At 72.5% G+C, this 18,341-nt stretch carries 13 protein-coding genes and 1 tRNA gene; 6 read left to right on the forward strand and 8 right to left on the reverse strand.

The window, feature by feature from the left end; genetic code table 11:
- Positions 1–91: 91 nt before the first annotated feature.
- The 5 genes from ACFYQQ_RS01665 to ACFYQQ_RS01685 are packed head-to-tail and all read right to left on the reverse strand — an operon-like array spanning position 92 to position 5,576.
- The gene (locus ACFYQQ_RS01665; protein WP_355787153.1) at positions 92–988 is read right to left on the reverse strand and encodes a Gfo/Idh/MocA family oxidoreductase; all 897 of its coding nucleotides are present in this window, start codon (positions 986–988) and stop codon (positions 92–94) included.
- Between the two features lie 28 nt (positions 989–1,016).
- Complete coding sequence (locus ACFYQQ_RS01670) at positions 1,017–2,231, reverse strand: ROK family protein (protein ID WP_388902873.1); 1,215 nt, start codon at positions 2,229–2,231, stop codon at positions 1,017–1,019.
- Between the two features lie 3 nt (positions 2,232–2,234).
- Entirely contained in the window at positions 2,235–3,119 is an 885-nt protein-coding gene (locus tag ACFYQQ_RS01675) for a carbohydrate ABC transporter permease (RefSeq protein WP_355787155.1), read from the reverse strand.
- Positions 3,116–4,141: a sugar ABC transporter permease gene (locus ACFYQQ_RS01680; RefSeq protein ID WP_355787158.1), complete on the reverse strand. Its 1,026-nt coding sequence runs from the start codon at positions 4,139–4,141 to the stop codon at positions 3,116–3,118. Before ACFYQQ_RS01680 ends, ACFYQQ_RS01675 begins: the two co-directional genes overlap by 4 nt.
- A 31-nt stretch (positions 4,142–4,172) precedes the next feature.
- Positions 4,173–5,576, reverse strand: coding sequence for an extracellular solute-binding protein (locus tag ACFYQQ_RS01685; RefSeq protein WP_355787161.1), 1,404 nt, complete (start codon positions 5,574–5,576; stop codon positions 4,173–4,175).
- Positions 5,577–5,703: 127 nt separating this feature from the next.
- Between ACFYQQ_RS01685 and ACFYQQ_RS01690 the strand changes: the two genes are divergently transcribed.
- The 5 genes from ACFYQQ_RS01690 to ACFYQQ_RS01710 all read left to right on the forward strand — a co-directional run bounded on the left by ACFYQQ_RS01690 (position 5,704) and on the right by ACFYQQ_RS01710 (position 11,878).
- Positions 5,704–6,750, forward strand: a complete 1,047-nt coding sequence (locus ACFYQQ_RS01690) for a zinc-binding alcohol dehydrogenase (protein WP_356171455.1) — start codon at positions 5,704–5,706, stop codon at positions 6,748–6,750.
- 11 nt (positions 6,751–6,761) lie between these two features.
- Entirely contained in the window at positions 6,762–7,562 is an 801-nt protein-coding gene (locus ACFYQQ_RS01695; protein ID WP_355795777.1) for a sugar phosphate isomerase/epimerase family protein, read from the forward strand.
- On the forward strand, positions 7,559–8,935 hold the full coding sequence (locus ACFYQQ_RS01700) for a trehalase family glycosidase (protein ID WP_356171452.1): 1,377 nt from the start codon (positions 7,559–7,561) through the stop codon (positions 8,933–8,935). The genes ACFYQQ_RS01695 and ACFYQQ_RS01700 overlap by 4 nt, the downstream gene beginning before the upstream one ends.
- On the forward strand, positions 8,932–10,860 hold the full coding sequence (locus ACFYQQ_RS01705) for a glycogen debranching N-terminal domain-containing protein (protein WP_388902879.1): 1,929 nt from the start codon (positions 8,932–8,934) through the stop codon (positions 10,858–10,860). Before ACFYQQ_RS01700 ends, ACFYQQ_RS01705 begins: the two co-directional genes overlap by 4 nt.
- Positions 10,861–10,999: 139 nt before the next feature.
- Positions 11,000–11,878: an ABC transporter substrate-binding protein gene (locus ACFYQQ_RS01710; protein ID WP_355790078.1), complete on the forward strand. Its 879-nt coding sequence runs from the start codon at positions 11,000–11,002 to the stop codon at positions 11,876–11,878.
- A 54-nt stretch (positions 11,879–11,932) separates the two neighbouring features.
- Here the strand turns inward: ACFYQQ_RS01710 and ACFYQQ_RS01715 are convergent, their stop codons facing one another.
- Both ACFYQQ_RS01715 and ACFYQQ_RS01720 read right to left on the reverse strand, forming a co-directional pair.
- Positions 11,933–14,710: a SpoIIE family protein phosphatase gene (locus ACFYQQ_RS01715; RefSeq protein ID WP_355790081.1), complete on the reverse strand. Its 2,778-nt coding sequence runs from the start codon at positions 14,708–14,710 to the stop codon at positions 11,933–11,935.
- A gap of 171 nt (positions 14,711–14,881) precedes the next feature.
- Positions 14,882–14,966: transfer RNA gene (locus ACFYQQ_RS01720), tRNA-Leu, on the reverse strand.
- 144 nt (positions 14,967–15,110) lie between these two features.
- On the opposite strand from ACFYQQ_RS01720, the gene ACFYQQ_RS01725 reads away from it, so the two are divergent.
- Positions 15,111–16,460 (forward strand): DUF2254 domain-containing protein, encoded by a 1,350-nt coding sequence (locus ACFYQQ_RS01725; RefSeq protein ID WP_356237878.1) that lies wholly within the window; start codon positions 15,111–15,113, stop codon positions 16,458–16,460.
- Between the two features lie 141 nt (positions 16,461–16,601).
- Here ACFYQQ_RS01725 and ACFYQQ_RS01730 read toward each other — a convergent pair whose 3' ends face one another.
- Entirely contained in the window at positions 16,602–18,164 is a 1,563-nt protein-coding gene (locus tag ACFYQQ_RS01730) for an aldehyde dehydrogenase family protein (protein WP_355793136.1), read from the reverse strand.
- Between the last annotated feature and the right edge of the window lie 177 nt (positions 18,165–18,341).

An 18,341-nucleotide genomic window follows, 5' to 3' on the forward strand; every position in this document is an offset into this window, starting at 1 on the left:
GCCGGGGCCCCCGGTGCGGTGCCGCCCGGTCCGTGCCGACGTCAACTACCCGTCGAGCTCAGAGATTTGGCCGTCGCACTCGGCACCCGGGTCAGGCGGCCGGGGTGGCCTGGGCGATGAGCCGCTGGAGGTGCAGGCCGCGCCGGGCGTCGAGTTCCGGGCTCCTGCCGGTGCGCACGGCCACGGCGAAGTCGCGGCGCAGCACGGGCCAGCACTCCTCGTGGTCCAGTTCGGCGGTGTCGTAGACGAGTTCGGGGTGCGGGCCGAAGAGTTCGACGCGGGTGACGGCGTGCGGGAGGTTCACCGAGCCGGACAGGGAGGCCTGGCTGATCGCGCCGTTGACGTGTTCGCAGGTCAGCTCGATCCAGCGGCGCGGGTCCCCCGTCCCGCGGACGTGGGCGATGGGTCCGACGGCGGCGTCCAGCAGGTCCAGGAGGTGCGGGCCGAGGTCGAGCAGGGCGCCGTGCTCAAGGCGCCAGGTCGTGGCGAAGTCGCCGCCCAGGAAGGCGCCGTGGAGGTAGCAGGAGCGTGCCCCGGCGACGTCGAGTCGCCGGGCGGCGTCGACGAAGGCACGGGTGACCGGGTGGTACCGCTTGGTCAGCACGAGCTGGGAGACGACGCCGGCCTCGTCCACCGCGTCGGCCAGCCGCTCGGCGGAGGAGAGGTCCGGGCCGAGGGGCTTCTCCAGGAGCAGGGCCTTGCCCGCCTTGGCCGCGCGCGGGGCGAGTTCGGCCTGGACGGCGGGCGGCACCGCGAAGGCGACGGCCTCGCAGCTGTCGAGCAGTTCCTCGAACGTGGCGACGGCACGGGCGCCGTACGGTGCGGCGGTCTCGCGTGCGGCGTCCGGGCGGCGCGCCCAGACCGCGGCGAGGCGGGTCTCGGAGCCGGTGGCGAGCATGCGGGCGTGCATGGCGCGGGCCCACGGCCCGGCTCCGACGAGGCCGACCTCGACCGGGCGGTCGGTCCACGCTGCTGGTGCGGCGGTCACGGGGGGTGTCCTGTCTGTGCGGGCGCCGTCAGCCGGTGTGCGCGGTGAGGCGGACGTCGGCGCGTTCGGGAGAGTAGAGGAACTCGACGACCATGGCGGCGGCCCCGATGAGGCCGGCGTGGTCGCCGAGTCGGGAGGTGACGATCTGGAGGTTGGCGGTGGTGCGCGGCATGGCGCGCTGGTAGAGCAGTTCGCGGACGCCGGTCATGAAGGGGACCCCGGAGAGGTCGCCGGCGAGCATGAGGACTCCGGGGTTGAGCAGGGTCACGACGGTCACGAGGACCTCCCCGGCGCGCCGTCCGGCCTCCCGGGCCAGCCGGATGGCGTCGGGGTGCCCGTCGGCGAGCAGCCGTCTGACGTCCGACCCCGAGGCGGTGTCGAGGCCGAGCTCGGACAGTTCACGGGCGAGTGCGCGCCCGCTGGCCACGGCGGCCAGGCAGCCGTGGGAGCCGCACATGCACAGGGCGTCCGGGCGGTCGTGCAGGCGGATGTGCCCGATGTCGCCGGCGCCGCCGTCGACACCGCGGTACACCTCGCCGTTGACGACGACTCCGGCGCCGATGCCGGTGGAGACCTTCACCAGGACGAAGGCGGAGCACTCCCGGTGGCTCGCCTGGTACTCGGCGAGCGCCATCAGGTTGGCGTCGTTGTCGACGAAGACGGGCACGGGCCCGTCCTCCAGGCTGCGTCCCACGTGCTGGGTGTACGCCTCCTGCATGCGCTCGCGGATGGGGTACTGGTCCCAGCCCGGCATGATCGGCGGCTGGACGACCCGGCCGGTCTCCCACTCGACCGGGCCGGGGACGGACAGCCCGATCCCGCAGATGTGCGCGGGGTCGGTCCCGGCGGCGGCGATCAGGTCGGGAAACCAGCCGGCGAGCCGGTCGAGGACTTGGTCGGGGCCGTCGCTGATGTGCAGCGGGGCGGTGTGCTCGGCGAGGATCGTGCCGGCCAGGTCGAGCACGGCCGCGCGGGCGTGGCGGGTCTCCAGGTCGATGGCGATGACCGAGGCGTGCGTCGGGTCGAAGACCAGCCGGTGGGAGGGACGCCCGCCGGTGGAGGTGCCTTCGGCGTGGCGGAGCCAGCCCGCGCGGTTCAGGAGGTCCAGGCGCTGTCCCACGGTGGAGCGGGACAGGCCCGTGACGCGTTGCAGGTCGGCCCGGGTGTTGGCCCGGCCACTGCGGATCAGGTCGAGCAGTTCGCCCGGACTGGCCTGGTTCGGCGTCATCATGTGCTCCCCCATTGTTCAGCTCTTGTCGGCGCCGCTGGTGAGGCCCTCGGTGAGCAGGCGTTCGGCGGCGAAGAACAGAAGTACCACGGGGATGGTGAGCACCACGGATCCGGCCATGAGGACCGTCTTGGGCACCTCGATGCCGTTGGACAGCTGGGCGAGGCCGAGGGACACGGTCCACTTGTCCGGGTCGGCGGCGAGGAACAGCAGGGCGAACAGGAACTCGTTCCAGGCGATCATGAAGACGTACAGCCCGGTCGCCATCAGGGACGGCAGGGCGAGCGGCAGGATCACCTTGCGCATGGTCTGGAGCCGGGAGGCTCCGTCGAGGGCCGCCGCCTCCTCGATGGAGTAGGGGATGGTGACGAGGTAGTTCTTCAGCATGTAGATCGTCACGGGCACGGTCTGGGCGACGTAGACGATCGCGAGGCCGACCAGGCTGGAGGACAGGCCGATCCTGGCGAAGATGACGAAGAGCGGGACGGCCAGCAGCGTCGTCGGGAACAGGTACACGGCGAGGAAGAACGCGCTGATCTGGCGGTGGCCGAAGAACTTCAGCCGGCTGACGGCGTAGGCGCCGGGCACGGCGGCGACGAGGGTCAGGATCACGGTGCCGAGCGACACAAGCGCGGAGTTGAGCAGGAAGTTCAGGAATCCCTGGCCGCCGTCGTCGGCGGAGCGCAGGACGTCCTGGTAGGTGGAGAGGGTGAAGTCCTTGCCCGACACCCACAGGGAGCCGGGGTCGAGCAGGAGCGCGTCGATGGGCTTCAGCGACAGCAGCACCATGTAGTAGAAGGGCAGGACGGTGATCACCACGAGGAACGCGATGACGAACCAGCGCAGGACGCCGAAGAACCGCTCCTCGAATCGGGCCCGGGTCAGGGCCGCCTTGCGGGTCACGCTTCCTCCTGGACCTTGTTGCCGAAGAACTTGAAGTAGAGGCCCAGCAGGATCACCAGGCAGCCGGCCAGGACGAGGGCCTGGGCCGCCGCCGCTCCCACGTCGTAGCGGGCGGTGAGGAAGTCGTAGACGCGCACGGCGGCGACGTCGGTGCCCGCGCCGCCTCCGGTGAGCAGGTAGACGTCGTCGAACTTGTTGAACGTCAGGATGAAGCGCAGCACGCACAGCAGGGCGATCACGGGCATCAGCTGCGGGAGCAGGATGTGCCGGAAGCGCTGGCTGGGGGTGGCGCCGTCGACCAGCGCGGCCTCCTCCAGGCCGTCGGGCACCGCCTGGAGCCGGGCCAGGATGAAGAGGAAGGCGAACGGGAAGTAGCGCCAGGTCTCGAAGGCGATGACGGTCAGCAGGGCCAGCGGGATGTCGAAGTGCAGGCCCAGCAGGTGGACTTCGTACTCGCGGGTGGAGAGGAAGGCGATGGGGTCGTCCCAGCCGAACAGGCGCCGGCCCCAGTCGTTGACCACGCCGTACTGCGGGCTGAGGGCGACCTCCCAGACGAACGCGACGGCCACGACCGGCGCGACGTAGGGCAGGAGCATCGCGGCGCGCAGCAGGCCCCGGCCGCGGAAGGGCTTGCGCAGGGCGAGCGCCGCGATCAGTCCGAGCAGTACGGAACCGCCGGTGGCGCCGACGGTGTAGACGAGGGTCGTGGACAGGCTCGACCAGAAACCCTCGGAGCCGAAGACCTGGCTGAAGTTGTCCAGGGACCAGTTGCCGAACAGGCCCATGCCCTGGATGTCGACGAGCTTGGCGTCCTGGAAGGCGAGCAGCACCGTCCACAGGATGGGCAGGACCACCACGACGAGCACGACGAGGAAGGTGGGTGAGACGAAGGCGAGTCCCGCGCGGTTCGCGCGCCGGCTCGCGGTCATCGGCCGGCGGGGAGCCGCGGGGGTGTCGGGCTTCCTGTCGGACGGACCCGGGGGCTGGGGGCGCTGCTTCGCGCCCGATGGGGCTGTTGTCATGACGAGACCTCTGGTGACGTGCGGCGAACGGCTACTGCAGGGACTTCTTCAGGGCGGCGACTTCGTCGTCGGCCTCGCGGGCCGCTTCGGTGGGGGTGAGCTGGCCGCCGGTCATGGCGCCGATGACCTTGGGGACGGGCAGTTCGCCGTTGGTGGCCCCGACGAGGGCTCCTTCGCCCTGGGTGATGCCCCAGCGGCGCATGTTCGTGACCCCGTCGGCGAGTTGGGTGAGGAGCCGGTCGGAGTAGACCTGGTCCAGGGGCTTGCGGGTGTCGACGCCGAGGTCGCTGTGGCGCCAGGCGTCCAGGTACTTCTCTGGCTGGGCGGCGGTGCCACGGCGGACGGGGATCTTGCCCTCGGGGGCCATGCCGAACCAGGACTCGTAGCCGGCGCCCATCATGTACTCGATGAACTCGCGGGAGGCCGCCGTCTCGGCGGTCTTGGTGGTCACCCAGGAGGTGATCTCGCCGAACTGCGCCGGCCGGGCCGCGCCCGGGCCCTTGAGCGCGGTGACGATCCCGCTGTTGTCCGAGAGGTAGCGGGGGTCCTTCTTGCACTCGGGGCAGCTCGGCAGCGCGTCCTTGCGCAGTCCCGCCAGCTCGTCCAGCAGGAAGGAGGACCAGATGACCATCGAGGAGCGGCCCGCGAAGTAGGTGGCGCGGGTGGAGTCGACGGTCTGGGTGCCGGGTGCCCCGTAGTCGCGGGCGAGTTTGTCGTAGGTGTCGAAGGCGGCCTCGCAGCGCGGTGAGTCGAGGGCGACCTCGTGCCGGTCGTCCACGAGTTGGCAGCCGTTGGCGAGGGCGAGGCTCTCGAAGCTCTGCGAGGTGAAGACGTCACTGGGGTCCGTGGCGGCGGACATCCCGTCGTGGCCCTTGGTGGTGAGCTCCTTCGCCGCCTTCAGGACGCTCGCGTAGGTGTCGGGGGCGCCGAGGCCGGCCTTGTCGAGCTGGTCCTTGCGGTAGACCAGCAGCTGGAGCCAGGCGTCGGAGGGGACTCCGAGGCTCTTGCCGCCGTCGGAGGTCAGGTCCAGGGCGTTGGCGTTGAAGGTGCCGCGGCCCAGTTCCCCGATGATCTCCCGTGGGATGTCGGTGTTGAGTAGCCCGTTGGTGTACATCTGCCAGGTCTGGCCCATGGGGGCCGCGCCGATGACGTCGGGCAGGTCCCCGGCGGCCGCGGCGGACATGATCAGCTGGGGCATCTGGCCTTCGTCGACGCCCACCAGGTGGACCTTGATCCCGGTCTTCTTCTCGAAGCCGTCGACGATCTTCTGGGTCGCGGCCACCCTGTCGGGGAGGTTCTCCTGGGACCAGACGGTGATCTCCCGGTCCGGTCTACCGGGTCCTGTGCTGTTGGCACAGCTGGTGAGCAGTCCGAATGCCAGGGCTGCCGTGACACCGGCCGCGGTCGTCCTCGACCGCCGGGTCCTCGTGCGCATTGCATGTCCTCATCGCCGACTTACGTCTACTGAGCACGCATCTCAGCACTACTTTTGCTGGTTGACAAGACATAAGTGCGAGATATTCTCGACGCAACCGAAGCCCGCAACCCTTCCGGAGCCGTCCGTGGAACGCGTCGTCCAATTCACTGCCCCACGCCAGGTGGAGGTGGCCGAACACCCCCGTGCCGAGCTTCCCCCCGGCCATCTGCGCGTGCGTACCCGCTACTCGGGTATCTCCGCCGGCACCGAACTCACGGCGTACCGCGGCACGAACCCCTATCTGACGCGCACCTGGGACGCCGGGGCACGGCTGTTCCGCGACGGCTCGGCCGGCATCGCCTATCCCGTCGCGGGCTGGGGCTACTCCGAGGTCGGCGAGGTCACCGAGGTCTCCCCCGAGCTGTCCGGCACGCCCGGTCTGCCGGCCCCGGGCGACCTGGTCTGGGGCATCTGGGGGCACCGCAGCGAGGGCGTCGTCCCCGCCGAGCGCATGATCGGCCACACCCTGCCGGCCGGACTGGACCCGCTGGCCGGAGCCTTCGCCCGCGTCGGCGCCATCGCCTACAACGCGGTGCTCGCGGGCGACATCCACGTCGGTGAGGACGTCGCCGTGTTCGGCCAGGGCGTCATCGGCCTGCTGACCACCCGCCTCGCCCAGCTCAACGGCGCCCGCGTCACCGCCGTCGACGCCCTCGACGGACGGCTGGAGACGGCGAAGCGGTACGGCGCCCACCGGACCCTCAACGCCCGCGCCGACTCCGTCGCCGAGCGCGTCCGCGAGGCCACCGGCGGCGCGGGGGCCGACCTCGCCATCGAGATCAGCGGCGCCTACCCGGCCCTGCACGAGGCCCTGCGCTCGGTCGCCGTCGGCGGCCGGGTGGTGGCGTCCGGCTTCTACCAGGGCGACGGCATCGGCCTGCGCCTGGGCGACGAGTTCCACCACAACCGCGTCCAGCTCATCTGCTCCCAGATCGGCGGCGTGCCCCCGCAGTTGTCCGGACGCTGGACGGTCGAGCGGCTCCAGCAGACCTTCCTGCGGCTGGTGGCGGAGGGCCAGGTCGACGTCGCGTCCCTGGTCAGCCATGTCGTACCGGCCGCCGACGCGGCCGACGCGTACGTGCTGCTGGACGAACGCCCCGCCGACGCCCTCCAGGTCGTCCTGGAATTCTGAGAGGCCCCCCGATGCTCAAGACCGCCGCACAAGAACAGCTCCTGCCGGGCGAGACCCTCCAGGAGAAGTGGGAGTTCGCGCAGGACGCCGGCTACGACGCCATCGAGCTGCGCGCCCGGGGCGACCTCCACTTCGCCTCCCGCCTGCCCGAGCTCAGGCAGGCCCGCAAGGACGGCGTCGTCATGCCGACCGTCTGCGTCGACATGCTGCACTTCTTCGGCGCCTTCGACGACGACCTGCGCCGCGACGCCCTCGTACAGATGAAGTCGCAGCTCACCGTGATCGCGGAGATCGGCGGCCTGGGCGCCCAGACGCCCGCCTCCTACGGCATGTTCTCCCGCCGACTGCCCCCCTTCGAGCCGCCCCGCACCGAGGAGCAGGACCGCGAGGTGCTGCTGGCCGGGCTGTCCGAACTCGGCGAGCACGCCCGCTCCGAGGGCGTCACCCTCTTCCTCGAACCGCTCAACCGCTACGAGGACCACATGGTCAACCGCCTGGAGCAGGCGGCCGACCTGATCCGCGAGACGGGCCTGGACTCGGTCAGGATCGGCATCGACAGCTACCACATGAACATCGAGGAGAGCGACCCCGCCGCCGCGATCCTGGCCCACGCCGAGTTCATCGGGCACGCCCAGGTCTCGGACTCCAACCGCTTCCAGCCGGGCGCCGGACACCTCGACTGGCCCGCCTGGCTGGGCGCCCTGCACACCATCGGCTACGACGGCTACCTGGCCGCCGAATGCCGGCTGACGGGCGACCCCGTCGACGCCGTCCGCTCCGTTCCCGCCTTCCTCAAGAGGTCCGGCGCGTGAGGGGAGTTCTCGACCGGCCCGCGCCCACCGCCGCCGCAGACCTGACCCTGGGGCGCGGTGCGGCGCGGGTCCTCATCAACAACTGGACCGGCACCTCGACCGTCCCCTCCCGGACGCTCTACCCGCACCAGTGGAGCTGGGACTCCGCGTTCATCGCGATCGGCCTGCGGCACCTGTCCGTGCGCCGCGCCCAGCGCGAACTCGAAGCGCTGCTCGCGGCCCAGTGGGCGGACGGCCGCATCCCGCACATCGTGTTCAACCCGGCCCTGCCCTTCGACGCCTACTTCCCGAGCCCGGACTTCTGGCAGTCCTCCCGCGCCGGCCGCGACGCCGGGGCACCCGCGGCGACGGAGACCTCGGGCATCGTGCAGCCGCCCGTCCACGCCCTAGCGGCCTGGCTCGTCCACCGGGCCGACCCCGCGGAGTCCGGGCGCCGCGAGTTCCTCACCCGCCTGTATCCCCAACTGGCCGCCTGGCACGACTACTTGCTCACCCGGCGCGATCTGGCGGGCGGCGGTCTCGCGGCGGTCGTCCATCCGTGGGAGCCGGGCATGGACAACAGCCCTTGCTGGGACCGGCCGTTGGCCCGCGTCGTCCCGGCGGCGCCCGGCACGTACCGCAGGGCCGACCTCGACCACGGCCATCCCGCCGACCGGCCCACGGACCTCGACTACGGCCGCTACGTCCAACTGGCCGCCGACTACCGCGCGTCCGGGTACGACGACGCGGATCCGCACACGTTCGCCGTCGAGGACCCCTGCTTCAACGCGCTGCTGGCCGTCAGCGAACTCGCGCTCGCCCGGATCGCCCGCGAGGTCGGCGCCGACCCCGTCCCGCACGAGACCCGCGCCGACGACCTCACCCGGGCCCTGGTGAGCCGCCTGTGGGACGAGGAGAGCGGGCTGTTCCTCGCCCGCGACCTCGCCGACGACCGGCTCGTCCCGGAACGCAGCGTGTCGGGACTGGTCCCCCTCCTCGTCCCCGGGCTGCCGGACCACGTCGTAGAGCGGCTGGCCGGCACCCTGGACGGCCCGCACTTCCACACCGGACCCGGCGCGCTCGTGCCCAGCTACGACCTGACGGGCCACGCCTTCAGCAGCACCAGGTACTGGCGCGGCCCCGCCTGGTTCAACACCGCCTGGCTCATCGAGCGCGGGCTGCGCGTCCACGGCCGCACGGCACGCGCCGACCGCCTGCGCGCCGCCTTCCTCGACACGGCGGGCGCCTCGCGGTTCGCCGAGTACGTCGACTCCGCCACCGGCGAGGGCCGCGGCACCCGCGACTTCTCCTGGACCGCCGCCCTCACCCTCGACCTGCTGCGCGCCGACGGCCTCGACCTGCCGGGCGCCGGTGACAAGGAGCCCGTGCCATGACCGGCACCGCCCGCGTCCAGCTCGTACGGGACGCCACCTTCGCCGTCCTCGGCGACGACGGGAGCGTCAACGGCTCCCGCGGCGCCGCTCCGGACGGTCTCTTCCTGCGCGACGCCCGGCACCTCAGCCGCTGGCGGCTCACCGTCGACGGGGACTCCCCCGGCGTCCTGCTGCCCTCGGCCGCCCGCCCGGACGGCACCGCCGAGTGCGTCCTGACCCCGGCCGGCACCCGCGACGAACCGGCCGCGTACACGGTCTTCCGCCGCCAGGAGGTCACCGCGGGCCGGCTCACCGAGCACCTGCGGCTGGTCAGCAACCGGCCCGATCCGGTGACCGCACGGGTCGAGGTCACCGTCGACGCCGACTTCGCCGACCTGTTCGAACTGCGCGCCGACGACCGCCACTACCCCAAGCCCGACTCCGTCCGACAGGCGCACCCCACCGCGGACGGCGCGCACTTCGACTACCGGCGGGCGGACTGGCACGCGCGGACCACCGTCACGGGCAGCCCGCACCCCGACGCCGTACACGCCGGCCCGGCGGACGCCGACGGGACGGCACACCGGCTGCTGTGGAACCTGCCCCTGCCGCCCCACGGCGAGGCGGAACTCCGGCTGACGGTCGAGGCCCGCCCGCACGGGGTCCCGGACGCCACTCCCGTCGCGCCCGCGCCCGGCCCGGTCGCCGACCTGCCGCCGGGCGAAGACGACGACCTGGACCGGGCGTGCCGCCAGGGCCTGGCCGACCTCGACCTGCTCACCGTCACGGCGACCGGGGTCGACGGCGAACCCGTCGCCGTACCCGCGGCCGGCATCCCGTGGTTCCTCACCCTGTTCGGCCGGGACTCCCTGCTGACGTCCTTCTTCCTGCTCCCCTACCGGCCCTCGGCCGCCGCCGGGACCCTCAGCGCCCTCGCCGCCACCCAGGGCCGCCGCCACGACCCGTTCAGCGGCGAGCAGCCCGGCCGCATCGTCCACGAGATCCGGCACGGCGAACTCGCCCACTTCCGGCAGATCCCCTACGGCCGCTACTACGGGGCGGTCGACGCGACCCCGCTCTTCCTGGTGCTGCTGCACGCGCACCACGAGACGACCGAGGACCCCGCCCTCGCCGTCCGCCTCGAACAGCACGCCCGCGCCGCGGTCGACTGGATGCTGGACGACGGCGGCCTGACCCGCCACGGCTACCTCGTCTACACCCCCGACCCGGGCGGCCTGGTCAACCAGAACTGGAAGGACTCGGCGGGCGCGATCTGCTTCACCGACGGCACCCAGGCCAAGGGCCCCATCGCCGTGTCGGAGGCGCAGGGCTACGCGTACGACGCCCTGCTGCGCACCGCCCGCCTGGCCCGGGAGGTGTGGCACGACGACGCCTACGCCGAGGAGCTGGACCGGCACGCGGACCGGCTGCGCGCCCGGTTCACCCGGGACTTCTGGATGCCGGACGCCGGCTTCCCCGCCCTGGCCCTGGACGGCGAGGGCCGTCAGGTGGACGCCCTGGCCTCGGACGCCGGGCACCTGCTGTGGTCCGGCATCCTGGACGACGAGCACGCCCGCCGGGTGGGCCGCAGACTCCTCGCCCCCGACTTCTTCTCCGGCTGGGCGATCCGCACCCTCGCCGCCGGCCAGCGCCCCTACCACCCGCTCTCCTACCACCGGGGCAGCGCGTGGCCGCACGACAACGCGGTCATCGCGCTGGGCCTGGCCCGGGCGGGCCTCCACGACGAGGTGCGCACGGTGGCGGAGGGACTGACCTCGGCGGCGGCCCACCACGGCCACCGCCTCCCCGAGGTGATGGCGGGCTACGACCGCACCCGCGCCACGGGCCCGGTCCCCTATCCGCACTCGTGCTCGCCCCAGGCGTGGGCCGCGGCGACGCCACTGGCGCTGCGGACGGCGCTGGACGCCGGTTCCGGCTCGTCCTGACCGGGGACTCCGTGGGGCACCGCCGGACGGCGAACGCCGCGACCCGCGCCCCGGTGTCCTCGCAGGTCGCTGCGGCGGTCGTAAGGTTCGGGGTGTTTTATGGTGACTCAAGGAGAATGCCCCTACCGGAGGTGCAATGATGCGCGCCGCGGCAGCGATCGTCTCTCTGGCCCTCAGCGGAGCGCTCGTCGTCGCGACAGCGGCTTGCGACCAGGACGGGTCCGAGGCGTCGGAGGCCCACTACGGCGACTGCGAGGTCTCGGGGCGGTACGGGGAGTTCCACCTGTCGCCCGAGACGGCGGGCGCGCTCACGGTCAAGACGACCCTGCCCGCACCCGGCTGGTGGAACGGCGACGCGGCGGACTCCGTCAAGAGCGGCTACGAGTACTGCATGGCCGCCAACATCGCCTACCGGTCCGGACTCGACCGGGTGAAGGTGGAGAACGCCCCCTTCCCGGAGGTCGTGTCCGGCAGGACCGACGACTTCGACCTCGCCCTGGCTCAGATCACGATCACTCCGGAACGACGCAGGGTCGCCGACTTCTCCCCGCCCTACCTCTCCTCGACCCTGGGAGTACTGATCAGGGACGACGAGAACGTCGGCGCGGACAACATCCGCGACGTGCGCATCGGAGTGGCGGAGGGCACCACGGGCGACGCGTTCGTCGAGGACCGGCTCAAGCCGACCAAACCCGTCACCGCCTTCGCCAACGACCCGGAGATGGTGACGGCGCTGGAGGAGGGCCGGATCGACGCGGTCGTCCACGACACGACCATCCTGCTGGCGTATCCCCAAAAGCGGGAGGGCAGGGTGCGGCTCGTGGGCCAGTACCGCACCGACCAGGGTTACGGCGCCCTGTACCCGAAGGGGTCACCCGACCGGCGCGAACTGGACCGGATCATCGAGCAGCTGATCGACGACGGGACGCTCGCCAAACTGTCGGTCGTCTACCTGGGGGCCGCGTTCGGCCAGGACCCGGCCAAGATCCCGTACTTCACGGTCGCCGCCGGCTCCTGAGCGCTCCGGACGCCTCACCCCCGAGGTGCGCGGCGGTCCGGAGTCCGTCCTGCGTCACAGGTCGGCCAGGAGATCGCCCAGGTCCCAGGCAGGGCCGGCGTCGAGCGCCTGCTCAGCCCAGATGATCTTGCCGCGGTCGGTGTACCGGGTCCCCCAGCGGCGGGACATCTGCGCGACGAGGAACAGACCGCGGCCCCCTTCGTCGGTGAAGGCCGCCCGGCGGAGGTGCGGGGAGGTGCTGGTGCCGTCGGCGACCTCGCAGATCAGGCTGTCGCCGTCGCGCAGCAGCCGCAGACCGATGGGGCTCCCGCCGTACCGGATGGCGTTCGTCACCAGTTCGCTGAGGATCAGCTCGGTCGTGAAGGCGGCCTCGCCGAGCCCCCAGGCTTCCAGTCTGCGGGTGGCCTCGGCGCGGATCCGGGAGACGGCCGCCGGGTCGTCCGGCACCTCCCACTCCGCGACCTGCTCCGGGTCGAGCAGCCGGGTGCGTGCGACGAGCAGGGCCACGTCGTCGACCGAGCCGGTGGGCAGCATCACGTCGAGCACCGCCCGGCAGGTCTCGTCCGGGGTGGCGTCGGCCGTGTCGGCGAGCGCCTCCCTCAGCATGCCGAGCCCGACGTCGATGTCACGGCCGCGGGCCTCGACGAGACCGTCGGTGTAGAGGACCAGCCGGCTGTCGGCGGCCAGCCGGAGTTCGGCGGTCTCGACCGGCAGGCCCCCTCCCACGCCGAGTGGCGGAGCGACGGGGACGTCGGGGAAGGTCACGGAGCCGTCGGGCGAGACCAGCGCGGGCCCGGGGTGACCGGCCCGGGCGACGACGCACCGCCCGGAGACCGGGTCGTAGACCGCGTACAGGCAGGTGGCGCCGGTGACGGACTCGGTGTCGCCCTCGGCCTCGGTGCCCTGGTCGAGCCGGGTGACCAGTTCGTCCAGGTGCGCGAGGAGCTCGTCCGGGGGCAGGTCCAGGGCGGCGAAGTTGTGCACGGCGGTCCTCAGGCGGCCCATCGTCGCGGCGGCGTGCAGACCGTGTCCGACGACGTCGCCGACCACCAGGGCGACCCGGGCACCCGGCAGCGGGATGACGTCGTACCAGTCGCCGCCCACCCCCGCCTGGGCGGGCAGGTACCGGTGCCCGACCTCCAGCGCCGAGAGCTCGGGCAGCGCGCCGGGCAGCAGGCTGCGCTGGAGGGTGACGGCGGTGATGTGCTCGCGGGTGTAGCGGCGCGCGTTGTCGATGCACACGGCCGCCCGGGCGGCGAGCTCCTCGGCCGGGGAGACGTCGTCCGGCTCGAACGGGTCCTGATCCGAGCGCCAGAACTCCACGACCCCGAGCAACTGGCCCCGGGCCCGCAGCGGCACCGAGATCATGGAGTGGACACCGTATTCGATGACCCGCCGGGCCCGCTCCGGGTTCTGGACCCGCCACCCCTCGGCCAGGGCGAGGTCGGTCACCAGGACCGGCCGGCCGGTCGCCATACCGGTGGCCACGGGGTTGCCGGGCGCGTAACGCATCCGCCTTCCCACCGGGTAGAGGGGCACGTCGTCCCGGATGCCCTGGGACGCGACGCGGTACATCTCCGTACTCGCCCCGGTCGGTTCACCACCCCGCAGCACGGGCTCCAGCAGCTCGATGGTGGCGAAGTCGGCGAAGCGCGGGACCGCCACCTCGGTCAGCTCCTCGGCGGTGCGCTGTACGTCGAGGGTGGTGCCGATCCGCGTGCTGGCCTCGTAGAGCAGCTGGAGCCGCACGGCCGCCACGTCCGCACGGCCCGCGAGGGCGCGCAGTTCCGTGGTGTCCCGCAGGGTGGCCACGCTGCCGCCCTTCGCGCCCACCGGGCGCACGTTGACCCCGAGCAGGATGTCCCCGGCCGGGAAGACCTTGTCCGTGACGGCCCGGCCCGACGCCAGCAGCTCGGCCAGGGGCGGGGTCAGCCCGAGTTCGCCGACCGCCCTGCCCTCGGCCTCGGGCGGCAGGGCGAGCAGCCGGCGTGCCTCGTCGTTGGCGAGCAGGAGCCGTCCGTCGCCGTCCAGGATGATCACGCCTTCGCGGACCGCGTGCAGCACCGCCTCGTGGTGTTCGTACATGCGGGTCATCTCCACCGGGCCAAGGCCCCGGGTCTGGCGCCGCAGACGCCCGCTGACCAGCGCCGACCCGCCCGCGGCGAGCAGCAGCGCGACTCCGCCGGCGGCGAAGATCACCGGCAGCTGGTCGTCGACCACACCGGACACCTTGTCCACCGTGACCCCCACGGTGATGAGCCCGACGGCGGTGCCCTGCTCGTCGAACACGGCCACCGTCGAGTCGACCGCCTTCCCCAGGCTGCTGTCGAACGTGGTCTGGTGGGGTTCGCCTTCGAGCGCCTCGCCGTAGGAGGTGGAGACGTGCTTGCCGATCTGCTTCGGGTCCGGGTGGGTCCACCGGAAGCCGTAGGGGCTCAGCGCCACGACGTAGTCGACGCCGGTCTTCTTGCGCACCGCCTCGGCGTGCGGCTGGAGCGCGGCCGTGGGGTCCCGGCTCTTCATCGCCGAGGCGGTGCCGGGGGCGTTGGCGAACGACTCGGCGGCCACCAGGGACCGGTCGCCGGCCTCCTGGATCGCACGGTTGCGGTCCTGGAGCACGAGCACCACCACGGCCGTGGCGATGAGCAGCAGGACGACCACCAGTTGCAGCAGGAAGACCTGACCGGCGACGCTGCGCGGCTTCAGCAACGCCCGCACCCGCCGGCCGGCCGCACGGTGACGGGCCTCCGGGCCCCTTTCCGGCGGCCCGGCCTCCGGCGGCACGCGGTCGCCCCGAAGGATCGCCGTCCCGGATTGCCCAACTTTGCCCATTTTCTCAGTATCAGTGACCTGCCCGCCGGGCGCGGCTCCGGAGGGCCCGGTCCGGTCCCGCCGGGGCCCACCCGGGCGGCAGGAACGACGAAAGCCGGTGATTCATCCGAATCACCGGCTTCTCGTGAACATGACGGGGACGATCGCCTGAACGTCTCCTGTGTTTCTGTGTGTCCGAGGGGGGACTTGAACCCCCACGCCCGATAAAGGGCACTAGCACCTCAAGCTAGCGCGTCTGCCATTCCGCCACCCGGACCAGGTGTCTGCCGCCAGGGCGGGGGTGTTCCCCGCGCGGCGACATGCACAACAATACCAAGCTTTCAGAGTGCCTTTCACCTGCGTTTCCGGGCCGCCGGAGCGGTGCCGCGGGGCCCCGCGGGGGTGCGCCTACAGTCTCACCATGGGTGACTGGACGACTACGGCGGACGGCTGGAAGGGGCGTCGCCCGCGGGCGCTGTCGCCCTTGCGCGAGCACGTGCGCGACACCTTCTGGTTCGCGCCGACCGCGGCCATGCTGCTGGTCCTCCTCGTGTGGGCGGCGGCCGCCGAGGCCGACGCCCGGATCGTGGATGCGCTCCGGGAGTCCGGCGACTACGAGTCGCTCAAGGAGCTTCTGAAGTTCGCCGACGACGCCCGGGTCGTGGTGACCACGGTCAGCGCCGCGATGATGACCTTCATCGGCGTGGTGTTCAGCATCTCGCTGGTCGCCCTGCAGATGGCGAGCGGCCAGTTCAGTCCCCGCGTGGTGCGGATCTTCGTACGGAGCCGGATCAGCAAGGCGACCTTCGCCGTCTTCCTCGCGACGTTCGTGCTGTCGCTGCTCGTGCTGACCGGCTTCGACGGGGAGCGCGACCCCCGGCTCGTCGTGTCCGTGCCCCTGGTGCAGTCGCTCCTGACGCTCTTGATGGTGGGGCTCAGCCTGCTGCTGTTCGTGATGTACGTGAACGCGATGCTGCGGCTCATGCGGGTCGGGCACGTCATCGACCGGATCACCCGGGAGGCGTTCCGTGTCATCGCCCGCACCACCGCCCCGGCGTCCGGGCGTGATCCGGCGCCGGACGCCGGTCCTGTCGCGCTCGGGCCCGTGACCGCGCAGGTGATCCATCACGGGAGGGCAGGGGTGCTGCGGGACGTGCATGTCTCCCGGCTGGTCCGCGCCGCCCGGCGGCAGGGTGTCGTACTGCGGCTGATCCCGCGCATCGGTGACTTCGTCGTGCCGGGCACGCCCGTACTGGCGGTGCACGGAGGCGCCGCTCCCGCCCCGCGCCGGCTGCGCGGCACCGTCTCCGTGGGGGTGGAGCGCACCTTCCACCAGGACCTCTCGTTCGGGCTGCGGCAGCTGTCCGACATCGCGTTGCGCGCGCTGTCCGCCGCCGTGAACGACCCGACCACCGCCGTACAGGCGCTGGACCGCATCGTGCAGTTCCTGGCGGCCGTGGCGGGGCGGCCGCTCGACACCTCGCTGCACCTCGACCGGCGGGGAGAGGTGCGGCTGGTCCAGCCGGTGCCGGGCTGGACGGAGCTGGTCGATCTCGCGTTCACCGAGATCCGGGGGTGCGCCGTCGGCACCCCCCAGGTCACGCGGCGGATGACGGCCGGGCTCGACGACCTGCTGCGGATCACGCCGGCCGGACGGCGCGCGCCCCTCGTACGGCACCGTGAACTGCTGGCGCAGGCCGTGGAGCGCGCGGTGCCGGAGGCCGCCGACCGGGCGTTCGCCCTGACGCCCGACCGGCAGGGCATCGGGTGACCAGGGCCGCGCCCCCGTGGTCCGCCTGCCGGGCGGTACGAGGAGCGGCGCCCCGCTCCGGGACGCCGGCCCACGCACCACGGCTCGCTTCACCGGACCTCACCGGGCGGCGTGCGCCCGGTGACGCCGGCCGCCCTCACCTCACGGCATCAGGTGGTACTCCGGGAAGTTGCCCGGCAGCCGCTCCCCCGCCGGGCCGTGCGTCACCGCGCGGACCAGCAGTTCGCCGCCGACGAAGGCACCGCTCCAGGAGGCGCCGAAACCGCCGAAGAGCTCGTCGCGGTCACCGCGGGAACGCGGCGTCCCGTGCCCGACCTTGAACGCGCGGATCTGCGGCGCCAGCCGGTCGTACGTGGCCCGGTCGTCCGTGGACAGCGTCGCGACCAGGGCGCCGTTGGACGCGTTCATCGCGGCGAGCAGCTCGGCCTCGGTGTCGACCAGGACGATGGTGTCGACCGGACCGAAGGGCTCCGCGTGGTGCAGGGGTGAGGACGGCGGCGGGTTCAGGATCGTGACCGGCTGGACGTACGCCGAGGTGTCCTGTCCGGGCAGGAAGCGCGCGTCCGACAGCTTGCCGCGGTGCAGCGGGACGGCGCCGCGGTCGATGGCCTCGGCGACCTGGTCGTGCAGTTCCTTCGCCTTGGCCGCGTTGATGACGGGCCCGAAGTCCAGTTGCGGACAGGGGTCGTCGGGGTGCTCGACCGCGAGGGGGTGGCCGACCCGCAGGGTGCGGACGGCCGGCAGGTACGCGGCGAGGAATTCGTCGAACAGCGTGCGCTGGACGACGAAGCGCGGATAGGCGGTGCAGCGCTGCTTGCCGTAGTCGAACAGCTTCGGGATGACGGCGGTCAGCGCGTCCCAGTCCGTGTGGTTCCAGATGCCCCAGGTGTTCAGGCCCTCCTGTTCCAGGACGTGCCGCTTGCCGAGGTCGGCGACGGCCGTGGCCACCGCGGCGCCGGTGTCACGGCCGCCGACGAAGGAGACGCAGCCGATCTCCGGTGCCCGCACGAGCGCCTCGGACAGCTGTCCCCCGCTGCCGCTGACGAGGGTGACGGGGATGCCCTCGCGGGCGGCGAGCGCGCAGGCCAGGGTGAGACAGGCGACGCCGCCGTCGGTCGGGGTCTTGGCGATGACCGCGTTGCCCGCCAGCGCCTGCACCAGCATGGCGTGGACGAGCACGCTCATCGGGTAGTTCCAGCTGGCGATGTTGGACACCGGTCCTTCGAGCGGCGTCCGCCCCTCGACCATGGGCTCGATGCCGTCGACGTACCAGCGCACGCCGTCGATCGCCCGGTCGACGTCGGCCTGCGCGAGGCGCCAGGGCTTGCCGATCTCCCAGACGAGCAGCAGGGCGAGCAGTTCACGGTGCCGGGTCAGCGCGTCGAGGGTCGCCGCCACGCGGGCCCGGCGCTCGGCGAGGGGGACGTGGCGCCAGGCGCGGTGCTGGTCGAGCGAGGCGCGTACGGCCTGCTGGGCGGTGGCCGCGTCCAGGCGCGGCGGGCCCGCGATGGGGCCGGCGTCGACGGGGCTGGTGGCGGGCAGCGCGCAGCCGTCGGCCCGCCACTCGGAGCCCCAGAGGTTGAGGACCCGGTCGTCGCGGAACGCCTCGGGGGCGACGGCCAGGCAGCGCTGCCAGGCGTCGGTCCAGGACGTCCCCTTCTTCAGGGTGAGGGTGGGGCGACTCTCGTCGGGGGTTGTTGCCATTCGGATGTCTCCGCTCTCGGTGCACAGTCGGGGGCGGGGGTGCGTGGCTCGGCTGCCGAGCCGGATCGCTCGGCTATCCGTCCCGGCTCCGTGGCCGGTACGGCGCTCCGTCCCGGCTCGGTCAGCCCGGGTATGGCTGTCCGTCCTGGCTTCGGTGACCAGGTACGGCTGTCCGTC

The organism is Streptomyces sp. NPDC005496 (assembly GCF_042872045.1).
Taxonomy (GTDB): domain Bacteria; phylum Actinomycetota; class Actinomycetes; order Streptomycetales; family Streptomycetaceae; genus Streptomyces.